This is a genomic window from Stutzerimonas sp. R40042 (assembly GCF_026642215.1).
In the GTDB taxonomy this organism is placed as follows: domain Bacteria; phylum Pseudomonadota; class Gammaproteobacteria; order Pseudomonadales; family Pseudomonadaceae; genus Stutzerimonas; species Stutzerimonas frequens.
The window spans coordinates 1,764,144-1,783,672 of sequence record NZ_CP113258.1 but is presented as its reverse complement, the minus strand read 5'-3'; the positions used below and the strand labels follow the sequence as shown (position 1 = coordinate 1,783,672).

The window sequence follows — 19,529 nt, the reverse complement described above, 5'->3', positions numbered from 1 at the left end:
GTGGCCTTCGCTGCATCATGCGCACCCTTATCGGAGGATATGGATGAACTGGGACGCCCTGCTCAACGAGACTCTCTGGATCAACCTGGCGATCGTGCTGGGCATCACCATCGTCAGCTTTCTGGTCCTGCGCGCCATCCTCGGGATCGTCACGCGGCGTCTCAACAAACTGGCCACAGGGTCCAAGACCAAGTTCCTCGGCATCGCCGCCGAACTGCTTTCACGCACCAGCAATCTGCTGATCCTCGCTTTCTCGCTGCTGATCGCGCTGAAGACGGTCGAACTGTCGCCCCGCTGGGAATCGACGATGTCCCACGGCTGGTTCATCGCCCTGGCGTTCCAGATCGCGCTGTGGATGGATACCGGCGTGCGCCTGTGGATGGAGAGCCTGACCCGCGACGGCAAGGCGCGCAATCCGGTGACCACCACCATCATCGGCATCATGATCCGCATCGTGGTCTGGACCATGATGCTGCTGTCGATCCTGGCCAACCTGGGTGTCGACATCACCGCCATGGTCGCCAGCCTCGGCGTCGGTGGTATCGCCATCGCCCTGGCAGTGCAGACGCTGCTCAGTGACATCTTCGCCTCGCTGTCCATTGGCGTGGACAAACCCTTCGAGATCGGTGATTTCGTGGTATTTGGCGAAGTGGCCGGCAACATCGAGCACATCGGCCTGAAAACCACGCGCATCCGCGCCCTCAGCGGTGAGCAGGTCGTCATTTCCAACGCCGACCTGTTGCGACAGATCGTGCACAACTACAAGCGCATGAACACCCGCCGGATCGTCTTCAAGTTCGGCATCACCTACGACACGCCGACCGAAAAGGTTAAAGAGGTGGCTGCATTGGTGAAGCGCATCATCGAAGGCATCGAAATGGCCAAGTTCGACCGCGCGCACTTCCTCGGCTTCGACGACAGCCAGCTGACGTTCGAGGTCGTCTACATCATGCAAGTCTCGGACTACAACAAGTACATGGACACCCAGCAGGAGATCAACCTCGCCCTGCTGCAGGGTATTCGCGACATGGGCGTGCAGTTCGCCTTCCCCACCCGCAGCATCGAGTTCATCGGTGGGCAACTGCCGGAAATCAACGTGGCCGGCGTGCCGCAGCAAAAGCCGGCAGCCAACCAGAACGCCGCCGACGCCGACACGCACATGCCTGGCGCTCGGCCGACCTGAGCCATGCCCATCGCCGCCGGTTGGCCGGCGGCGACACCTCGTCCCTTCGCTGCAGCGGCGCAAGCGCCTATGCTGAACACGGAAGCTGTTCGAACCCAAAAGGATAAGACTCATGACGCTGCTCTGGTTGCTGGTTCTACTGCTCGGCATTGCCGTTCTCGCCCATCTGCGCGTAGCGCCCCGCCTGGCGCTGGCGGTCGTCGCCACCTACCTAGTCTTCATGACCGCTGCCGAAACCTCTGGCGTGGTGGTACTCCTGCTCTGGATCGCCCTGATCGCCATCGCAGTGCCACTGCTGGTCGCAGACGTGCGCCGCAAGTACTTCAGCGGCCCGATGTTCGATTGGTTCAAGAAGGTGCTGCCGCCTATTTCCGCCACCGAGCGCGACGCCATCGATGCCGGCACCGTCTGGTGGGACGGCGAGCTGTTCAGCGGCCGGCCGGACTGGGACACCCTGCTCGGCTATCCGAAGGCGCGCCTGACGGATGAAGAACAGGCCTTCCTCGACGGCCCTACCGAAACCCTCTGCGAACTGGTCAGCGAATGGGATATCGCCCAGCGCATGGACCTGCCGCCCGCCGCCTGGGACTACATCAAGGCCGAAGGCTTCTTTGCCCTGATCATCCCCAAGGAGTACGGCGGCAAGGGCTTCTCCGCCTACGCCCACTCGCAGATCGTGATGAAACTCGCCACCCGCAGCGGTGACCTGGCCAGCACCGTGATGGTGCCCAACTCTCTCGGCCCGGCCGAGCTGCTGATGCACTACGGCACCGATGAGCAACGCAACCACTACCTGCCGCGCCTGGCCAACGGTACCGACATTCCCTGCTTTGCCCTGACCGGCCCGTACGCGGGCAGCGATGCCGGTGCGATGAACGACAGCGGCGTGATCTGCCGCGGCCAATGGCAGGGCGAAGAAGTGCTCGGTCTGCGCCTGAACTGGGAGAAGCGCTACATCACCCTCGGGCCGGTCGCGACCCTGCTCGGCGTGGCCTTCAAGACCTACGACCCAGACCACTTGCTGGGCGATGAGGAAGAACTCGGCATCAGTCTGGCGCTGATCCCCACCGACACGCCCGGCGTCGAGATCGGCCGTCGCCACCTGCCGCTGGGCGCTGCCTTCATGAACGGGCCGAACTGGGGCAAGGATGTCTTCGTGCCGCTGGATGCGATCATCGGCGGCCGCGACATGATCGGCAAAGGCTGGATGATGCTGATGAACTGCCTCTCGGTCGGCCGCTCGATCTCGCTGCCGGCGACCGGCACCAGCGCGGCCAAGGTCTGCAGCTATGTGAGCGGCCGCTACGCGCAGGTCCGCGAGCAGTTCAATGTGCCGCTGGCCGCCTTCGAAGGCATCCAGGAACCGCTGGCGCGCATCGGCGGCAACGCCTGGCTGATGGACGCGGCACGTATCCTCACCGCCAACGCCGTCGACCTGGGCGAGAAGCCCTCGGTGCTGTCGGCGATTCTCAAGTACCACCTCACCGAGCGCGGCCGCGCCTGCATCACCGACGCCATGGACATCCACGGCGGCAAGGGCATCATCCTCGGGCCGAACAACTACCTCGGCCGGATGTGGCTGTCGGCGCCGATCTCCATCACCGTGGAAGGCGCGAACATCCTCTCGCGCAACCTGATGATCTTCGGCCAGGGCGCGATCCGCTGCCATCCGTTCGTGCTGCGTGAAATGGAGCTGGTCCACGAGCCGGATCGCGAAGCCGCTGTTGTGAAATTCGATGACCTGCTCATGCAACACATCGGCTTCGCCGTCAGCAACACCGCCAGCACTCTTCTGCTGGGTCTGAGCTTCGGTCTGATGGGGCGAGTGCCCGGCACCGCCGTGACGCAACCCTACTTCCGCGCCCTCAATCGCATCGCCGCGGCATTCGCGATGTTGGCCGATCTGTCGATGATGCTGCTGGGCGGCGAGCTCAAGCGCCGCGAGCGGCTGTCTGCACGCCTGGGCGACGTGCTCAGCCATCTCTACCTCGCCTCGGCAGCGCTCAAGCAGTTCCACGACCTCGGCCACCCGGCCGAACAGGAGCCGCTGCTGCGCTGGGCGCTGGAGGATTGCCTGGAGAAGGCCGAATCAGCCCTGCAGGACGTGCTGGCCAACTTCCCCAACCGCATCCTCGGGCACCTGCTGCATGCGCTGGTGTTCCCCTTCGGTGCGCGGCACAAGGGGCCGTCGGACACGCTGGACGCTGAAGTCGCCGCCCTGCTCGGCCGCCCCGAAGGCGATCCGGCGCTAGAACGCATCCTCGACGGCATGCACCGCCCGCAGGACCCCGAGCAGCCGCTGGGCGCGCTGAAGCATGCCTTCGAGGCGCTGGCCGCCAGCCAGAACGCGGCGAAGAAGCTGGCCAAGGCGGTGAAAGGCGGCACGCTCCAGCCGATGCCTGGCGAGCACCCCATCGATGCAGCGCTGACGGCTGGCGCGCTCGATCCCGCCGAAGCCGAACAGCTGCGCATGGCCGAACTGGCGCGGCGCAAGGTGATCGACGTGGATGACTTCGCCAAGGAAGAGCTGGCGCTGGAAGAGGGCCGGATTCGTTGATGGAGATGGGACCCGGGCGCTACGTAGCATTCGCGTAGGGTGGGCTTTAGCCCACCAGCCCTCGCCACCGCTGCCGGTGGGCTGAAGCCCACCGAGGCCATCCAGACGCATGCGGGCGTTACATCAAAGGCGAGTCTCAAATCGTCGTAGGGCGGGCTCTAGCCCACCACGGTCCTCACACCACAGTCGAAGGTGGGCTGAAGCCCACCCTACAGGCAACCGCCCCTCACCTTAATCCGCGTGCCGCCTTGGCCAGACCAGGCTGAAACGCGCCCCACCCAATGCGCTGTGCCCGACCTGCGAACGGCCGCCATGCCAGTAGACGATGCGCCGAACGATGGACAGGCCCAGCCCGTGTCCGCCTGACGCGCGGGTGCGACTGTCGTCCAGACGCAGGAATGGCGTGAAGACCTTCTCCCAATCCGCCTCCGGCACACCAGGACCGTCGTCGTCCACCTCCAGCCGTGCCGTTTCCCCATCGATGGCGAAGCTGACCCGCACCTGGCTTTCGGCATGGCGCATGGCATTGGTGATGAGGTTGCTCAGGGCACGGCGCAGGTACTGCGGCTCGGCGTCGGCCCAACCACTACCGTCCTCCGCCAGCACACACTCGCCACGCGCGACGCCAACAACCGGGCGCAACGGCGCCAGCTCGCCGATCACCTGATCGACCAGCGCACCCAGCTCCACGCGCTGGAAACTCAGGTTCGGCGAACCGCGTTCCAGCCGCGAATACACCAGCATCTCGTCCACCAGCGCATCGAGGTCGTCAATATCGCCATCCATGCCTTTCAGGTACTTGTCCCGGGCCTCGTCGGTCGGTGCCTCGGCGGTCATCTCCAGGCCGAAACGCAGCCGTGCCACCGGCGTACGCAGCTCATGGGCAACAGCGCTGACCATCTCCCGCTGCACCGCCAGCAAGCGCTGCAGGTGCTTGGCCATGCCATTGAAGGCCGCCGCCAGCCGCCCTACCGAGTCGGTGCCGACATCCGGCACGCGGGTTTCCAGATTGCCCGCGGCGATGCGCGTGGCCGCGCTTTCCAGCACGCTCAGGCGTTGCTCCAGCTGGCGCACCAGCAGGTAGACCGTCAGGCCGATCAACGACAGCCCGAGCACGCCGATCAGCACCAGCAGCTGCGGCGGATAGGGGTTCATCTGATGCAGCGGGCCGAGCTGCATGATCCAGCGTGTACCGGCGACGGCGGCGAACACGCGCACCGCATCACCGCCGCGAGCGAGCGCCATCACCGTATCGCCCTCGTCCAGTCGCCGACGCTGGTCGTCATCGAGGTTGGCGCTGTCGCGGGTCAGCAGCTCCAGATTGAAGCCGAAGCCGCGTGCCCGCTTCAGCTCGGCAAGGCGCTGTGGCTGTTCGGCTTCGGGATAACGAATCAGTTCGTCGATCAGCAGATAGATGGTGGCACGCGCCAGCTGCTCGCTGAGCTGCTCCACCTCGCCGGTAAGCACCAGCCGATCCCGCGCACTGACCAGACTGAACACCGTGGTGCTCTGCGGGCGGATCTGCTCGACCAGCACCTGCCCGCGCAGCAGGCGCGCCTCCAGGCTGCTTTCCAGGCTGACATCATCCAGCGTCCGCACCCGCAGCGGGATACCCAGCAGCCGCCCCCAGAGGTTCGCCGCCTGGCGCCGCTCGATGGGCGTCATGCTGCTCATGTTGTGCGCCATCAGACGGAAGGTGCCGCTGGCCAGGCGCTCGCGGTGATCGTCCGCGCGAAACTGGTTGAGCAGATGCAGCCCACCGGCGCCAAGCAGCGCCACCAGCACCAGCACGCCGAGCATGCCGCCGTAGATGCGCAGAAAGATCGAGTTCATGGAGAGCGGCGCTACACCATCGCCAGGGCAGCTTCGGACACGAACAGATAGCCCTTGCCACGCACCGTCTTGATCAGCCGCGGGTGATCCGGGTCATCACCGATCTTTGGCCGAATTCGCGAGATGCGCACATCGATGGAGCGATCCTGCCCGTCGTACTCGATGCCGCGCAACTCGGCGAAGATTTCTTCGCGCGAGAGGATTCGCCCGGGGTTGGAGGTCAGCAGCCAGAGCAAGTCGAACTCGGCGCCGGTCAGCTCGATCTGGTGCTCGCGCAGCCAGGCCTCGCGCAAGGCACTGTCGATCACCAGCGGGCCGAACTGCAGGCGCTTGGCATTGGCCGGCGTTTCCGGCGGCTGACGGCGCAGCAAGGCGCGGATGCGCGCCAGCAACAGACGCGGCCGCACCGGCTTGCAGACATAGTCGTCAGCGCCGGTTTCCAGCCCCAACACCTGGTCGAGATCATCGGCCCGCGCGGTGAGCATGAGGATCGGGCCATCGTAGCGGTCACGCACCCGCCGGCAGATCGACAGGCCATCCTCGCCGGGTAGCATCAGATCGAGCACCACCAAATCCGGACGCTCCTCGATGATGCGCTCGACCGCGCAGGCGCCGTCCGACTCGATCGACACCTCGAAGCCGCCGTTGCTGTGCAGATACTCCTGCGTCAACTCGGCCAGCCGTCGATCGTCCTCGACGATGAGAATCCGCCACGTCTCTTGTTCCATCCCCGCCCCCTGTCTACGCGTCAGGCCACAAACCGAACAGCGCGCATTGTACCCAACGCCCGGACGCGAACGATGCACAAAAAGCGGGCATCAGCAAACACAACATGTTGTGTCATTGACCATCATCAAAATATGCCCGGCGGAGCGTATTTCGTCGGCATTCAGCCAAGCGCCGGAGCCATGCGGGTTGCGGCCGGACGCCCAGCTTTCACCCACAAACCGCACACACGTTATCCACAGGTTATCCCGGCAGACTGCCTTGCATTGGCCTCGAGCCAGCATTATCTTGTCGCCCTTGCGCGCCGCAGGCCCTAGATGTTGGGCCTAGACGGGCCAAGTGACACAATCGAGACATTTTCGAGCGCTAGGCTATCGCCACGCGTCTCACTGCTCTGCAACACCGTCGGCAGCCTCAGGTCAAGCATTAATGCAAGCCTTCGACAGTCGTCTCCCTGACTTCAGGCGCAGAACCAGTAGCTGTGTTCTGACCCATAACAAAACACAACATATTGTGTTGACAGTTTTTCCAGCCTGACTATCCTTCCGGCAACGACTTAGCTCGTGAGCGGCCGAGTCAGGACTATTTCCTTGCGATACCACCATGCGCCGCCATGCGGGGCAGGTTCATGCAATAACGACGCGAGGGCCCGACCAGGCCTGCGCAGACAGACTCAGAACGCGATCAAAAAATAGAATCCGGAGCCCCCATGCAAAACCAATCCACTCGCGAGAACCCGCTGTCAGCCGATGCACCGGATCTGGCGGCTACCGCCCCGGGCCAGCTGCGCGTGATCAAGCGCAACGGTACCGTCGTCCCCTACACCGACGACAAGATCACCGTCGCCATCACCAAGGCCTTTCTCGCAGTGGAAGGCGGTAACGCTGCCGCTTCCTCGCGCATCCATGACACCGTCGCGCGTCTGACCGAGCAGGTCACCGCCACCTTCCGCCGTCGCATGCCGTCCGGCGGCACCATCCATATCGAGGAAATCCAGGACCAGGTCGAACTGGCCCTGATGCGCGCCGGCGAGCAGAAGGTCGCCCGTGACTACGTGATCTATCGCGAAGCCCAGGCTGCCAAGCGCAAGAGCGCCAACGACAGCAGCGACATCGCCCAGCCGCACCCGAGCATCCGCGTGACCCGCGCCGATGGCAGCCAGCAGCCGCTGGACATGGGCCGTCTGCAGACCATCATCACGGAGGCCTGCGAAGGCCTGGCCGAAGTCGATGGCGCGCTGATCGAGCGCGAGACCCTGAAGAACCTCTACGACGGCGTGGCCGAGAAGGACGTCAACACCGCCCTGGTGATGACCGCCCGCACCCTGGTCGAGCGTGAGCCGAACTACAGCCAGGTCACCGCGCGCCTGCTGATGGACACCCTGCGTGCCGAAGCCCTGGGCTTCCTCGGCGTAGCCGAAAGCGCCACCCATCACGAGATGGCCGACCTGTACGCCAAGGCCCTGCCGGCCTACATCGAGAAAGGCGTCGAGTTCGAGCTGCTCGATTCCAAGCTCAAGAGCTACGACCTGGCCAAGCTGGGCGCCGCGCTCAACCACGAGCGTGACCAGCAGTTCACCTACCTCGGCCTGCAGACCCTGTACGACCGCTACTTCATCCACAAGAACGACATTCGCTTCGAACTGCCGCAGATCTTCTTCATGCGCGTCGCCATGGGCCTGGCCATCGAGGAAGAGCAGAAAGAAGCGCGCGCCATCGAGTTCTACAACCTCTTGTCGTCCTTCGACTACATGGCCTCGACGCCGACCCTGTTCAACGCCGGCACCCTGCGTCCGCAGCTGTCCTCCTGCTACCTGACCAGCGTGCCGGACGACCTGGGCGGCATCTACGACGCCATCCGCGATAACGCGCTGCTATCCAAGTTCGCCGGCGGCCTGGGCAATGACTGGACCCCGGTGCGCGCACTGGGTGCCTACATCAAGGGCACCAACGGCAAATCCCAGGGCGTCGTGCCGTTCCTGAAAGTGGTCAACGACACCGCCGTCGCGGTCAACCAAGGCGGCAAGCGCAAGGGCGCGGTCTGCGCGTACCTGGAAACCTGGCACCTGGACATCGAGGAATTCCTCGAGCTGCGCAAGAACACCGGTGACGACCGTCGCCGTACCCACGACATGAACACCGCCAACTGGATTCCGGACCTGTTCATGAAGCGCGTCTTCGACGACGGCCAGTGGACCCTGTTCTCCCCGTCCGACGTACCCGACCTGCACGACCTCACCGGCCGCGCCTTCGAGGAGCGTTACGAGTACTACGAGGAGCTGACCAAGTACGGCAAGATCAAGCTGTTCAAGACCCTGCCGGCCAAGGACCTGTGGCGCAAGATGCTCTCGATGCTGTTCGAGACCGGCCACCCGTGGCTGACCTTCAAGGACCCGTGCAACCTGCGCAGCCCGCAGCAGCACGTCGGCGTGGTGCACAGCTCGAACCTGTGCACCGAGATCACCCTGAACACCAACAAGGACGAGATCGCCGTCTGCAACCTGGGCTCGATCAACCTGGTCAACCACATCGTCGACGGCAAGCTGGATTCGGCCAAGCTGGAGCGCACCGTACGCACCGCTGTGCGCATGCTCGATAACGTCATCGACATCAACTACTACAGCGTGCCGCAGGCGCAGAACGCCAACTTCAAGCACCGCCCGGTGGGCCTGGGCATCATGGGTTTCCAGGACGCCCTGTACCTGCAGCACATCGCCTACGGCTCCGATGCCGCCATCGACTTCGCCGACAAGTCCATGGAAGCCATCAGCTACTTCGCCATCCAGGCCTCCTGTGACCTGGCCGACGAGCGTGGCGCCTACTCCAGCTTCGACGGCTCGCTGTGGTCCCAGGGCATCCTGCCGCTGGATTCTCAGCAGATCCTCATCGAGGCCCGTGGCCAGAAGTACATCGACGTCGACCTGACCGAGTCGCTGGACTGGGCCCCGATCCGCGAGCGCGTGAAGAAAGGCATCCGCAACTCCAACATCATGGCCATTGCGCCGACCGCGACCATCTCCAACATCGTTGGCGTGTCGCAGTCCATCGAGCCGACGTACCAGAACCTGTACGTCAAATCGAACCTGTCCGGCGAGTTCACCGTGATCAACCCGTACCTGGTCCACGACCTCAAGGCCCGCGGCCTGTGGGACCCGGTCATGGTCAACGACCTCAAGTACTACGACGGCTCCGTACAGCAGATCGAGCGCATCCCGCAGGACCTGAAGGACCTGTACGCCACCGCCTTCGAAGTGGAAACCCGCTGGATCGTCGACGCCGCCAGCCGCCGCCAGAAGTGGATCGACCAGGCCCAGTCGCTGAATCTGTACATCGCCGGCGCCTCGGGCAAGAAGCTCGACGTGACCTACCGCATGGCCTGGTACCGTGGCCTGAAGACCACCTACTACCTCCGTGCCCTGGCCGCGACCAGCACCGAGAAGTCCACCATCAACACCGGCAAGCTGAACGCCGTGTCCAGTGGTGGCAGCGAGGCGGCGAACTCCGCCAGCGCCGCGCCGGCTGCTGCAGAGCCGAAGCCGGCTCCGGTGCCGCTGGCGTGCAGTATTGATAACCCCGACTGCGAAGCCTGCCAGTAATAGAAGTCGCGCGTAGCTGAGCGGCGTCTGCGGCGTTGGCCGCCAAACCGGACCCCATCACGTACAGCTGTACGCTCAGGGGTTCCGGCTCGGCAGCCGCCTAGCAGCCACTCGCTCAGCTCCACGCTCGCGCCGAGTAGTCTGATTCGTAGGGTGGATGTCGCTTTCCACATCCACCGTGATCCACTCGATGACGCGCAACACCAAACCAGATTCCGCGCTTTTGCGTGCACAACCAAAAGCCACCCATACATCCGACCGGCCAAGCCCCGGTCCCCGATCAGGAGCAATCGCACATGCTGAGCTGGGACGAATTCGACGAAGAAGAAACCACCACCGCCGCGCCGGCCACCGCTGCCGCGCAGCCAGCAAGCCAGACCGCCGCCAAGCTGGACAACGAAGCCGCCGGTTCCGTAGAAGAAGCCCGCGCCGTTGCCGCTGACGACTCCGACGCCATCGCCCGCGCCAAGCGCGCGCTGGACGAACTGGACGTGCGCGAAGGCCTCAACGAACTGGAAGGTGAAGCTGCTCGCGTGCGCGTCGACGAGAAGCGCATGATCAACGCCCGCGCCGACCTCAACCAGCTCGTCCCCTTCAAGTACGACTGGGCCTGGCAGAAGTATCTGGATGGTTGCGCCAACCACTGGATGCCGCAGGAAGTGAACATGAACGCCGACATTGCCCTGTGGAAGAGCAAGGACGGCCTCAGCGAAGACGAGCGCCGCATCGTCAAACGCAACCTTGGCTTCTTCTCCACCGCCGACAGCCTGGTCGCCAACAACCTCGTGCTGGCCACCTACCGCCTGATCACCAACCCCGAGTGCCGCCAGTACATCCTGCGCCAGGCCTTCGAAGAGGCGATCCACACCCACGCCTACCAGTACTGCATCGAATCGCTGGGCATGGATGAAGGCGAGATCTTCAACATGTACCACGAGATCCCGAGCGTCGCGAAAAAGGCCAGCTGGGGCCTCAAGTACACCCGCTCCATCTCCGACCCGACCTTCCAGACCGGCACCCCGGAGACCGACAAGCAGTTCCTGAAGAACCTCATCGCCTACTACTGCGTACTCGAAGGCATCTTCTTCTACTGCGGCTTCACCCAGATCCTCTCCATGGGCCGCCGCAACAAGATGACCGGCACCGCCGAGCAGTTCCAGTACATCCTGCGTGACGAGTCCATGCACCTGAACTTCGGCATCGACATGATCAACCAGATCAAGATCGAGAACCCGCACCTGTGGGACGCCGAAATGAAGGACGAAGCGACCCAGATGATCCTCCAGGGCACCCAACTGGAAATCGAATACGCCCGCGACACCATGCCCCGTGGCGTCCTTGGCATGAACGCCGCGATGATGGAGGACTACCTCAAGTTCATCGCCAACCGCCGCCTGACGCAGATTGGGTTGAAGGAAGAGTATCCGGGTACGACTAACCCGTTCCCGTGGATGAGCGAGATCATGGATCTGAAGAAGGAGAAGAACTTCTTCGAGACGCGGGTTATTGAGTATCAGACTGGTGGGGCGTTGAGTTGGGATTGATTCAACGGTCGTAATCGGAACGCAGCCAAGGAAAGGTAAGAGGCCCCGCTAAGCGGGGCTTTTTTCAGACTATACATATGAAACAAGTATTCATCTGCACCAACTCAACCGGTTTACTGCAAGAACACGAAGATCGTCTTGTCGAAGTCGGTGCTATAGAGGTTAAGGATCGAGAGCTCACAGGAAGACACTTTCACTGCTACGTGAATCCATCGAGGGATGTGCAAGAACGCGCCATTATCAAACATGGCATCACGGATGAGTTTCTTTCAGACAAGCCACTTTTCAGCCAGGTTGCAGACGAGCTAGACGATTTCCTAGGTTCCGCGGAGATCCTCGTAAACACACACGCAGAACTCCAGCTTTTACAGAACGAGTTCGCTTTACTCCGCATGCACCCCAAAAATCATCAATTAAGAAGATCTAGCAGAACAAGCACTGTACAAGACATTCTTACTAGCAGCTCATACGAACAATACAAAGAGGCAGAGAAGATATATAGATCTCAGTGCCGGGATCTGTTTGGCGCTTTGTTGGATGCAGAAATATTTGCTGACGCATATCTAACTGCGACCAAGAATGAAGTTATAGTTTCCAGCATGGGCGATTTTCTAGAACGCGTTAGCACGTCAGACCCTAACGACTTGTTCCGAGGCGTTCCTGACAGAAACTTCAAGCTATTACCTTCTTTGTTCAGACATGAAACTGATGGGCACAAAATCCGAGAAGATAAGATGATGTGGGTTTTCAAAGCGCACTCGCGCCCTCATCTCGAAAAACAGCCCGACAATGATATTCAATGGCTGACACTTGCTCAGCATCACGGCCTCCCCACGCGACTTCTGGATTGGACGTTTAGCCCTCTTGTTGCGTGCTTCTTTGCCGTAAGAGAATTACCCGAACGCGACGGAGCCGTTTACCTGTACGAAGCTAGAGAATACAAAAGAGAAGAAAAAATCAACATGCAGAAGTTAACCAAGCCTGTTGAGTTTCTTCCGGCGCATGGCTCAAAAAGAATCACAGCCCAGTCTGGCGCATTCACGATCCATCCAGACTGCTGCCAAGAAATAGATGAACCAAAAATCTTAAAATTAATAATTCCAAGCAATCAGAAGCCTTCATTTTTGAAGCATTTGACCAAATACGGAATTAACAACTCAACAATATTCCCTGATCTAGACGGCCTGTGTGCTCACATAAAAAAACAACAAGGGTACTAGCGAGGTAGCCTGAAAGTGACGCGTGGAAAAGGCTTCGCCGTTTTCCACCCTACCTCCGGCAACGTCGATGCGTCGGCGGCGTGGGCTGTTGAGATGTCGTAGGGTGGATAACGCTTTGCTTATCCACCGATACGGACCTCCCGCCAACACAACGCTCAAGGGTGAGCCACCATGGCCCGCTACCGCCGCGCCCAAGTGCCGGGCGCCACGCAAGAAAGGGGGACAGATTTATTTTTTGACCTGCCGGCTCGCCGTTTGGCGTTCCCCGCCACGCTTTCCTCGGCCCAATCGACAGGTTTCGCGTTGCACGGAGAGTCACTTGACTCGCTTCGCTCACCCTTCGGGCCAGCCTTCGGCTGTTACTCCGCTACGCTACGTATCTCTTGTCTGGCCAAGAGAAAGTAACCAAAGAGAAGGCCACCCCGACATCCGGGTCTGGCCTGCGGCCAGACTTCCCTCGCTGCGGTGCTGCTCCGGGGGCCGGCTTACAAGGGCCATCCTTGGCCCTTTATGCGGGGGCGCCTAGCCCTCTCGCCGCATCCATGCGGCTCGTCCCCTACGCAACACCTCCACTCGGCCTCCTGACAGAGATCGGAGTCCGAGTCGCCCGGAGGTTCGAGCGTCACTTGTTTGGTTTTTTTGCAGGGTATCAAGCGACACCAACCGCCCCTTCAGGAGGGTGAGCGGAATCGCCGTGGAAGGGGTTGAGCGGCATGGATGCCGCGAGAGCCGCGATGGGCCAGGGATGGCCCTTCGCGGCGTGCCCCTGGAATGGCGATGGAGCGAACGCACCCGGAGCGAAGCGCAGGGCCGCATGCAGGGGCAAGACCTTTTGGTTCCTTTTGGGGCGACTGCCAAAAGGAACCCGCCCAGCAGGGCGGAACCAATGCGCCAAGCAACTCGTCCATTTCTAGCTCTACAATTCACTCTCAAGCGAAGCCACCTGAATCCCACACTGAAGTGCTCGCTTACGAATGTAATGCAGAAACCGATACACGCCGTCCAGCTGCGTACGAAGAAGACTCCTAACGCCTCCCCCGTGGATCAAATTGGCATCCCTACATTCTTTGTCCCACAACGGCCTCTCGCACATAGCGCCCATATAGGCAAACTCACTGGCGAAAACTAGCGCGACCGGCTGTATGGGAGCGTCAAAGATGGCACCCACACGCTCCCAATCCTTGTCCTTGCCTTTCTTGGTTAGCCAGTTGTATAGGCTGTCTTCATCAAGCGTTTTGAACGGGCCGCGCTCCAAGAGCGCCACTTCACCGAACAGCGCCTTAAGGCCTTCAAACAACCTCGCCGCAATAAAGCGATCCAGAGCCGTCTGCGACTCGACCATAAATGCGTACATCTCACGCTGATCCATGTCCGGCAGGCTCATGGCGTAGCTATCAAGAGTCATGACTTTTCTCCAAGCCTTGGGTTTCTCCAACCGTTTTAAAACGAGGAGGTATTCGTCAAAAGCGTTTCGTATGCCGCCAGCCGGCGCCTTTTCAGCGCAGTTCTCAGCCCACCGAACCAGCGATGGGAAATACGGAACATGATGGAAAGGTATTTCTACGTTCAGGTCGTCCTGAATATCTGGAAGATCAGGATGAGGCTTGCAGCCAGCGAAACCCTTCCAGCGCAGTATATTTCCAATGAGTGCAAACCCCGCCAGGCTCTCGGACTTCTTGCTCGGATTGGTACGTTTGGCGCTCAGGTAAATCACCGCTATCCGTTTGGATACATCCGGCTCACCGCCAAATAACTTTCTCTGCACGCAACCGATATAGCGACTGATCTGGTAGCGCTGATCTGTTGCGTAGACCTTATTCTCGATGACAAGCGCGTGCTCACCGTCATGTACCAAGATGTCAATACTGTCCTTTTCTCTAATGATCGTGGCGCGATCGGGATCAATGAAGTTTCGGAGTCCGGCCGGTAACTCTTTGAGGAAAAGTTTGAGAAATACATTGCCCTGATAATGCGCGCCCTTCGGATTAAGCATGGAGCAGAGGAAGCGTGAATGAAGCGTCACTTCGTTTGACGGCTTCAACATTGATGTAATCAGGCTGTAGTCATGCATCCCTTCTTTAATCTGCTGCTGCTTGTTGGCATTCAAACTCTGGTAATGCTTAAGGCAACGTTTCGCCAGCTCTTCCATGCCGCGTCCTTGTGGTCCGCTGTTAGTGAGCGCGCACTATAGGGCATGACGGAAACATTGCCATCATTTAGCCATCTATCAATTCGCGACACCGGTGCAGCCATCGCGAGGCCGACCGAAGCAGCTGCGATTGCTAGACGTTTTAGAGACATCACCCCACCACCTCACACAACCCACCCGGCACCCTCATCACCCACTCCCTCACCGCCCGAACCGTCGGGTCATCCCGACGGTTCTCCGGGTACACGAGGTGAAAAGGCTTGCCCTCCATCTCCGGCCCGAACGGTTGCACCAGCCGCCCTTCCCTCAGTTCGTCCTCGATCAACTGCCGACTCATCAGCGCCACGCCCTGCGCACCGATGGCGGCGGAGATGGCGTGGGTCTCGTCGGAGAAAACCAGCCCGGCGCTCACATCCAGCCCCGGCACGTTGGCGAGCTTTTGCCACGACGCCCAATGAATCGGGGCGGACAAGGCGGCTTGCGCACGGAAGTGAATCAACGGGTGTTTGGGCAACTCGGCTACATCACGCAAGCCGAGGTGCGGGCTGCAGACCGGGACGAAGGTGTTGTCGAACAGCTTCTCCGCCACCAGCCCCGGCCAGCGGCCGTCGCCGTAGCGGATGGCGATATCCGCCGTGACGCCATCCAGCGCCACCGGTTCATGGGAGGTGTGAAAGCGCAGGTCGATATCCGGATGGGAATCGCGTAGCAGGCAGACCCAGGGCACCAGCCAGCGCACCGCGATGGCCGGTGTGGTGCTGAGGGTGATCGCCTGGCGACAGGGCTTCGCGCTCAGGCGTTCGACCGTGGCGCTGATGCTGTCGAACGCGGCTTCCAGCGTCTGTTGCAGCTCGCGTCCCTGATCGGTCAGTTCCAGCTTGCGCGGTTTGCGCAGAAACAGCGCGACGCCGAGCGACTCCTCCAGCGAACGAATCTGGTGGCTGATCGCCGTGGCAGTGACGGACAGCTCCTCCGCGGCCTGCTTGGCGCTCTCGTGCCGGGCGGCCGCTTCGAAGGCGCGCAAGGCGGAAAGCGAGGGTAACCAACGGTGCGCCATGGCTGAGTTTTCCTCATCTGTATCTCGAAGAAATCGTCGTTTGTCGCCCGTAGAGCCTAGCCCTAGGCTGACTCTGCCGCGAATGACAGATGAATTCTTTTACAGAGGAGAATCGCCATGACGCACCTTCTGCACCTCGACGCCAGCGCCCGCCCCGGCCTCGCCGGCAAGGACGAGCACGGCTCCCATAGCCGCAACCTCAGCCAGCGCTTCGTCAGTCAATGGCTGGTCCGTCGCCCGCAGGATGGCGTGACCTACCGGGACATCGGCCAGAACCCGCCCTCCTTCGTCAGCCATGACTGGATCGCCTCGGCCTTTACCCCGGAAGAGCGCCGGGAGCCGTGGATGAACGACACGCTCGCCGAAAGCGACAGGCTGGTGGACGAACTGCTGGCCGCAGATGTGCTGGTCATCGGCACGCCGCTCTACAACTTCGGCATGCCGGCGGCGCTCAAGGCCTGGATCGATCAGGTGGTGCGCCTGAACCGCACGGTCGGCATGGACGAGAGTAACCCGCTCGATCCCTACGTGCCCATGCTGGCGGACCGGGAGCGGCACGCGGTCATCCTCACCGCCCGGGGTGGCGTAGGCTTCGGCCCCGGAGGGGCGATGGCGCATATGAACCATCTGGAGCCGAACCTGGCGACCGCGCTGGGTTTCATCGGCATCACCCGCATCCATCAGATCGCCATCGAAGGCCAGGAAATCGGTGGCGAGCTGCTGGCCAGTTCGGTGGCCGAGGCGCTGCGTCAGGTCGATGCGCTGGTCAACAGTCTCCAGGCAACGGTCGAGGCATCGTTGCCTGGCGCTCACCGGCAGGCCGAGTGCGCTACGGTGTAGCGGGCCATGCGTAAAAAGCATTCCGTTTTCCACGCTACGCTCTACGGCCGACAAGGGTGGAGACAGCGGAGCACGCATGGCGACCGATAACAGCTTCATGCAATACGTGGCCGAACAGATCGACCTGGGCGGCAGGCTGAGTTACCGGAAGATGTTCGGCGAGTACGCCGTGTACCTGGATGAAAAGGTCGTCGCGCTGGTCTGCGACAACAGCCTGTTCATCAAGCCCACCCCGGCGGCCGCAGCGCTTGCGCCGCAGTTGCCGCAGCGGCCGCCGTACCCTGGCGCAAAGCTGTATCCGGTGGCCGACGAGCTACTGGACGATGCCGACGTGCTGCGCCGCCTGGTGATCGAGACGGCGCAGCACTTGCCGGTCCCCGCACCGCGCAAGCCGAGGAAGAAAAAGCCAGATATAGCTGCCCCATAGCGGCAGACTGCATCGTTCGTAGCATCGATCGCCCTGCGGCTTCACCTGGCCAGTCGCATACCGCCCGGTACAATGCGCCATTTTTCGTACCGCCCCGGAGCACCGCCATGTTCACCCTCACCCACCTCGACACCCCGCCGCCGGAATCGCTGAAAAGCCAGGTGCTGCAGATGGTGGTGGATTATCTCGGTGACATCAGCCCGGTCTCGCTGCAGCCCAGCAACCCGCTGTATCAGCTGTACCAGTACGTGGTGGGTTTCGAGGTGCATCGCTATCTGGACAGCATGGACGGTGCGCAAGCCGGCAAGCCCGAACTGATCATGGCGCTGGATGCGGACGACCCGGCTATCCTGCTCGGTTTCGCGCTGTACCTGCCCTATCTGGATGATCCCGACGCCTGTGCACTGGTTTATCTGGCGGTGCAGGCCGAGCATCGCCGGCAGGGCATCGGACAAGCCATGGTCGAGGCGATGGTGGCGCGCTATCCCCATGCCGAAGTGGCCTGCGTAGCGAGCAAGGTGCCCTATTTCCAGAAGCTCGGTTTTCAGCCACTGGCGGCGCGCGGCCCGCAGGTAGTGATGAATACGCGAAACGAGGCTTCGAACGGTGCGGTGGCGGTGCAGGATCTGGAGCCGATCTTCCAGTCCAAGGAAGTCCGGCAGATCTACAGCTACCTGGTGCAGCAGAACGGCCGCAAGGCGATGAGCGAGGCGGAGAAACAGCGCGACCGACTACTCGATCAGCTGGCGCGTCAGGCACAGGACCTGATGCAGCAGTCGATGGCGCGACGCCTGCACTAGCCGTTGCCAGGTTCAGAACAGGCAAGATAGACCTAGACCAGACAATCGCTCGGCAGTACACCGCCGCACCCAGCCATTAGCGTGAATCCCGTCACTAAAACCGCTCACCAAGACTTGCTCGATGCTGCAGAGGGTTAACGGCCAGTTGATAGCACTTTAATATCTGCTGGCAATTCGCCTAACACTCAGGAACGAGTATTCATGTTCAAGCATTTCATGATGAGCGCCGCGGCGCTGAGCTTTGCCATTCTGACCGGCTGCGCATCGGTCCCAATGGAATCACCCGAAAAGGACCAGGCGTACAAGACTTTCCCGGCACCTCCACAGGATCAAGCCGGCCTGTACATCTTCCGCGACTCCATGCTTGGAGCCGCTCTAAAGAAAACGGTGAAGATCGACGATGAGGTCGTCGGCGAAACAGCGGCTAACACCTACTTCTACCGTCTCATCACGCCCGGAAAGCACACGCTGGCTACCGAGTCCGAGTTCAGCGACAACCTCATCGAACTGGACGCCATAGCTGGCAAGAACCATTACGTGCGTCAGTCGATCAAAATGGGCGTGTTCGTGGGTGGTGCGAAGCTGACCGAAGTATCGGAAAGCGAAGGCCAGCAAGCTGTAGCGAAAACCGAGCTAGCACGCTAACGCTGCGGAAAGAATCGTCGCCAAACAGAAGCCCCGCACTTGCGGGGCTTTTTTCTGCTCCCGCTCTATCCGCGATCCGCTCAAACCTTCACGCAGACGAATATCGCGTTTCCCGAGACCTCGTCCCAGGGCACGATCTTTTCATAGTCGTGCTCGAGCACATGCACCTCGAAATACGGCGCCAGCAACGCGCTCAGCTCGGCAAAGCTCACCGCCACCATCCTGTGTTCGTCATGCCAGACCTGGCTTTGGTCCGCCGCGGTTCTGCCGATGCGCAGCCTCAGCAGTTGCTGCTCCCCTTCCCCCGGGTAGTGCCAACCGGAACTGAAGGTGAACAGGCCGTCCGCATGCCGGGCCGTGTGCGAGACGAATGACGCGTTGTCGATCCGGCGCTTGTCCACGGCGTTGAAGCAGAACAGCCCGCCCGGGGCCAACGCGGCATGCGCGCTGGCGATGCACGACTCGAGTCTGGCCAGCCCGGCGCTGTAGTGGATGGAGTAAAGAAAGCAGGTGATCAGATCGGCCGGCTGCTCGACCGCAAAGCCACACATGTCCTGCAGGGAAAATTGCGCTTCCGGGCAGCGCGCGGCGGCTCTGTCCAGCATCGGCTGGTTGATGTCGAGCCCGCCGCTGGTATAGCCGGCATCGATGAAATGGCGGACGTGCGGGCCCGTGCCGCAGGCGAGGTCCAGATGCCTCGTGCCGCCGTTGCCGAACAGCTGCTGCAATCGCTGGACACAGTGGCTTTGCGCCCTGTAGTCGATGTCCGCGCACATGAGATCGTAATAACCCGACAAGTCGGTATAGAGGGCGTCGCCGGGCATGATGACCTGATGTGCGGGGTCGATGGGGCGCGCATATTATCCCGGTCGGCTGCGATTCGCCCGGCATTTGCGCTTGAGCCGACGTGTCCATACAGGTTGTTCATCTTTACGGTCAAAAGCTCACCGCCT

The 19,529-nt window shown here is 61.5% G+C and carries 14 protein-coding genes; 9 read left to right on the top strand and 5 right to left on the bottom strand.

Annotated elements, in window-relative coordinates; all coding sequences use genetic code 11:
• Positions 1-43 precede the first annotated feature (43 nt).
• Positions 44-1,183 (top strand): mechanosensitive ion channel family protein, encoded by a 1,140-nt coding sequence (locus OUY36_RS08530; RefSeq protein ID WP_267937574.1) that lies wholly within the window; start codon positions 44-46, stop codon positions 1,181-1,183.
• Positions 1,184-1,295: 112 nt separating this feature from the next.
• The gene (locus tag OUY36_RS08525) at positions 1,296-3,740 is read left to right on the top strand and encodes an acyl-CoA dehydrogenase (protein ID WP_267937572.1); all 2,445 of its coding nucleotides are present in this window, start codon (positions 1,296-1,298) and stop codon (positions 3,738-3,740) included.
• A 231-nt stretch (positions 3,741-3,971) separates the two neighbouring features.
• On the opposite strand, the gene OUY36_RS08520 is transcribed toward OUY36_RS08525, so the two are convergent.
• Together OUY36_RS08520 and OUY36_RS08515 are read right to left on the bottom strand one after the other, a co-directional pair.
• The gene (locus OUY36_RS08520) at positions 3,972-5,573 is read right to left on the bottom strand and encodes an ATP-binding protein (RefSeq protein WP_200595174.1); all 1,602 of its coding nucleotides are present in this window, start codon (positions 5,571-5,573) and stop codon (positions 3,972-3,974) included.
• A gap of 11 nt (positions 5,574-5,584) precedes the next feature.
• Positions 5,585-6,301, bottom strand: a complete 717-nt coding sequence (locus tag OUY36_RS08515; protein WP_267937570.1) for a winged helix-turn-helix domain-containing protein — start codon at positions 6,299-6,301, stop codon at positions 5,585-5,587.
• Positions 6,302-7,008: 707 nt separating this feature from the next.
• Here OUY36_RS08515 and OUY36_RS08510 point away from each other — a divergent pair.
• From OUY36_RS08510 to OUY36_RS08500, 3 genes are all read left to right on the top strand, one after another.
• Positions 7,009-9,894, top strand: a complete 2,886-nt coding sequence (locus tag OUY36_RS08510) for a ribonucleoside-diphosphate reductase subunit alpha (RefSeq protein WP_267937568.1) — start codon at positions 7,009-7,011, stop codon at positions 9,892-9,894.
• A 296-nt stretch (positions 9,895-10,190) separates the two neighbouring features.
• Positions 10,191-11,438 (top strand): ribonucleotide-diphosphate reductase subunit beta, encoded by a 1,248-nt coding sequence (locus OUY36_RS08505; protein WP_061374396.1) that lies wholly within the window; start codon positions 10,191-10,193, stop codon positions 11,436-11,438.
• A gap of 77 nt (positions 11,439-11,515) precedes the next feature.
• Entirely contained in the window at positions 11,516-12,658 is a 1,143-nt protein-coding gene (locus OUY36_RS08500; RefSeq protein WP_267937565.1) for an FRG domain-containing protein, read from the top strand.
• A gap of 916 nt (positions 12,659-13,574) precedes the next feature.
• Here OUY36_RS08500 and OUY36_RS08495 read toward each other — a convergent pair.
• Both OUY36_RS08495 and gcvA read right to left on the bottom strand, forming a co-directional pair.
• On the bottom strand, positions 13,575-14,807 hold the full coding sequence (locus tag OUY36_RS08495; protein ID WP_170910695.1) for a PDDEXK-like family protein: 1,233 nt from the start codon (positions 14,805-14,807) through the stop codon (positions 13,575-13,577).
• Between the two features lie 151 nt (positions 14,808-14,958).
• Positions 14,959-15,864 carry a transcriptional regulator GcvA gene (gcvA, locus tag OUY36_RS08490; RefSeq protein WP_267937563.1) on the bottom strand — a complete coding sequence of 302 codons (906 nt, stop codon included), beginning with the start codon at positions 15,862-15,864 and terminating at the stop codon, positions 14,959-14,961.
• A 117-nt stretch (positions 15,865-15,981) separates the two neighbouring features.
• Between gcvA and OUY36_RS08485 the strand changes: the two genes are divergently transcribed.
• The 4 genes from OUY36_RS08485 (at position 15,982) to OUY36_RS08470 (ending at position 18,576) form a co-directional block, all read left to right on the top strand.
• Complete coding sequence (locus OUY36_RS08485) at positions 15,982-16,704, top strand: FMN-dependent NADH-azoreductase (RefSeq protein ID WP_267937561.1); 723 nt, start codon at positions 15,982-15,984, stop codon at positions 16,702-16,704.
• Between the two features lie 76 nt (positions 16,705-16,780).
• A complete protein-coding gene (locus OUY36_RS08480) occupies positions 16,781-17,131 on the top strand; it encodes a TfoX/Sxy family protein (protein ID WP_267937559.1) in 351 nt (116 codons plus the stop codon).
• Between the two features lie 107 nt (positions 17,132-17,238).
• On the top strand, positions 17,239-17,931 hold the full coding sequence (locus tag OUY36_RS08475; protein ID WP_267937557.1) for a GNAT family N-acetyltransferase: 693 nt from the start codon (positions 17,239-17,241) through the stop codon (positions 17,929-17,931).
• 201 nt (positions 17,932-18,132) lie between these two features.
• Positions 18,133-18,576, top strand: a complete 444-nt coding sequence (locus OUY36_RS08470; protein ID WP_063543930.1) for a DUF2846 domain-containing protein — start codon at positions 18,133-18,135, stop codon at positions 18,574-18,576.
• Positions 18,577-18,656: 80 nt separating this feature from the next.
• On the opposite strand, the gene OUY36_RS08465 is transcribed toward OUY36_RS08470, so the two are convergent.
• Positions 18,657-19,400, bottom strand: coding sequence for a class I SAM-dependent DNA methyltransferase (locus OUY36_RS08465; RefSeq protein WP_267937554.1), 744 nt, complete (start codon positions 19,398-19,400; stop codon positions 18,657-18,659).
• Positions 19,401-19,529: the final 129 nt, after the last annotated feature.

Bases quoted from the DNA above. Each gene is read 5' to 3' on its own strand.
- OUY36_RS08525 (WP_267937572.1), top strand. From the start codon at position 1,296: ATGACGCTGCTCTGGTTGCTGGTTCTACTGCTCGGCATTGCCGTTCTC.
- OUY36_RS08485 (WP_267937561.1), top strand. From the start codon at position 15,982: ATGACGCACCTTCTGCACCTCGACGCCAGCGCCCGCCCCGGCCTCGCC.
- OUY36_RS08495 (WP_170910695.1), bottom strand. From the start codon at position 14,807: ATGGAAGAGCTGGCGAAACGTTGCCTTAAGCATTACCAGAGTTTGAAT.
- OUY36_RS08465 (WP_267937554.1), bottom strand. From the start codon at position 19,400: ATGCCCGGCGACGCCCTCTATACCGACTTGTCGGGTTATTACGATCTC.
- gcvA (WP_267937563.1), bottom strand. From the start codon at position 15,864: ATGGCGCACCGTTGGTTACCCTCGCTTTCCGCCTTGCGCGCCTTCGAA.
- OUY36_RS08500 (WP_267937565.1), top strand. From the start codon at position 11,516: ATGAAACAAGTATTCATCTGCACCAACTCAACCGGTTTACTGCAAGAA.
- OUY36_RS08475 (WP_267937557.1), top strand. From the start codon at position 17,239: ATGTTCACCCTCACCCACCTCGACACCCCGCCGCCGGAATCGCTGAAA.
- OUY36_RS08470 (WP_063543930.1), top strand. From the start codon at position 18,133: ATGTTCAAGCATTTCATGATGAGCGCCGCGGCGCTGAGCTTTGCCATT.
- OUY36_RS08520 (WP_200595174.1), bottom strand. From the start codon at position 5,573: ATGAACTCGATCTTTCTGCGCATCTACGGCGGCATGCTCGGCGTGCTG.
- OUY36_RS08515 (WP_267937570.1), bottom strand. From the start codon at position 6,301: ATGGAACAAGAGACGTGGCGGATTCTCATCGTCGAGGACGATCGACGG.
- OUY36_RS08480 (WP_267937559.1), top strand. From the start codon at position 16,781: ATGGCGACCGATAACAGCTTCATGCAATACGTGGCCGAACAGATCGAC.
- OUY36_RS08505 (WP_061374396.1), top strand. From the start codon at position 10,191: ATGCTGAGCTGGGACGAATTCGACGAAGAAGAAACCACCACCGCCGCG.
- OUY36_RS08510 (WP_267937568.1), top strand. From the start codon at position 7,009: ATGCAAAACCAATCCACTCGCGAGAACCCGCTGTCAGCCGATGCACCG.
- OUY36_RS08530 (WP_267937574.1), top strand. From the start codon at position 44: ATGAACTGGGACGCCCTGCTCAACGAGACTCTCTGGATCAACCTGGCG.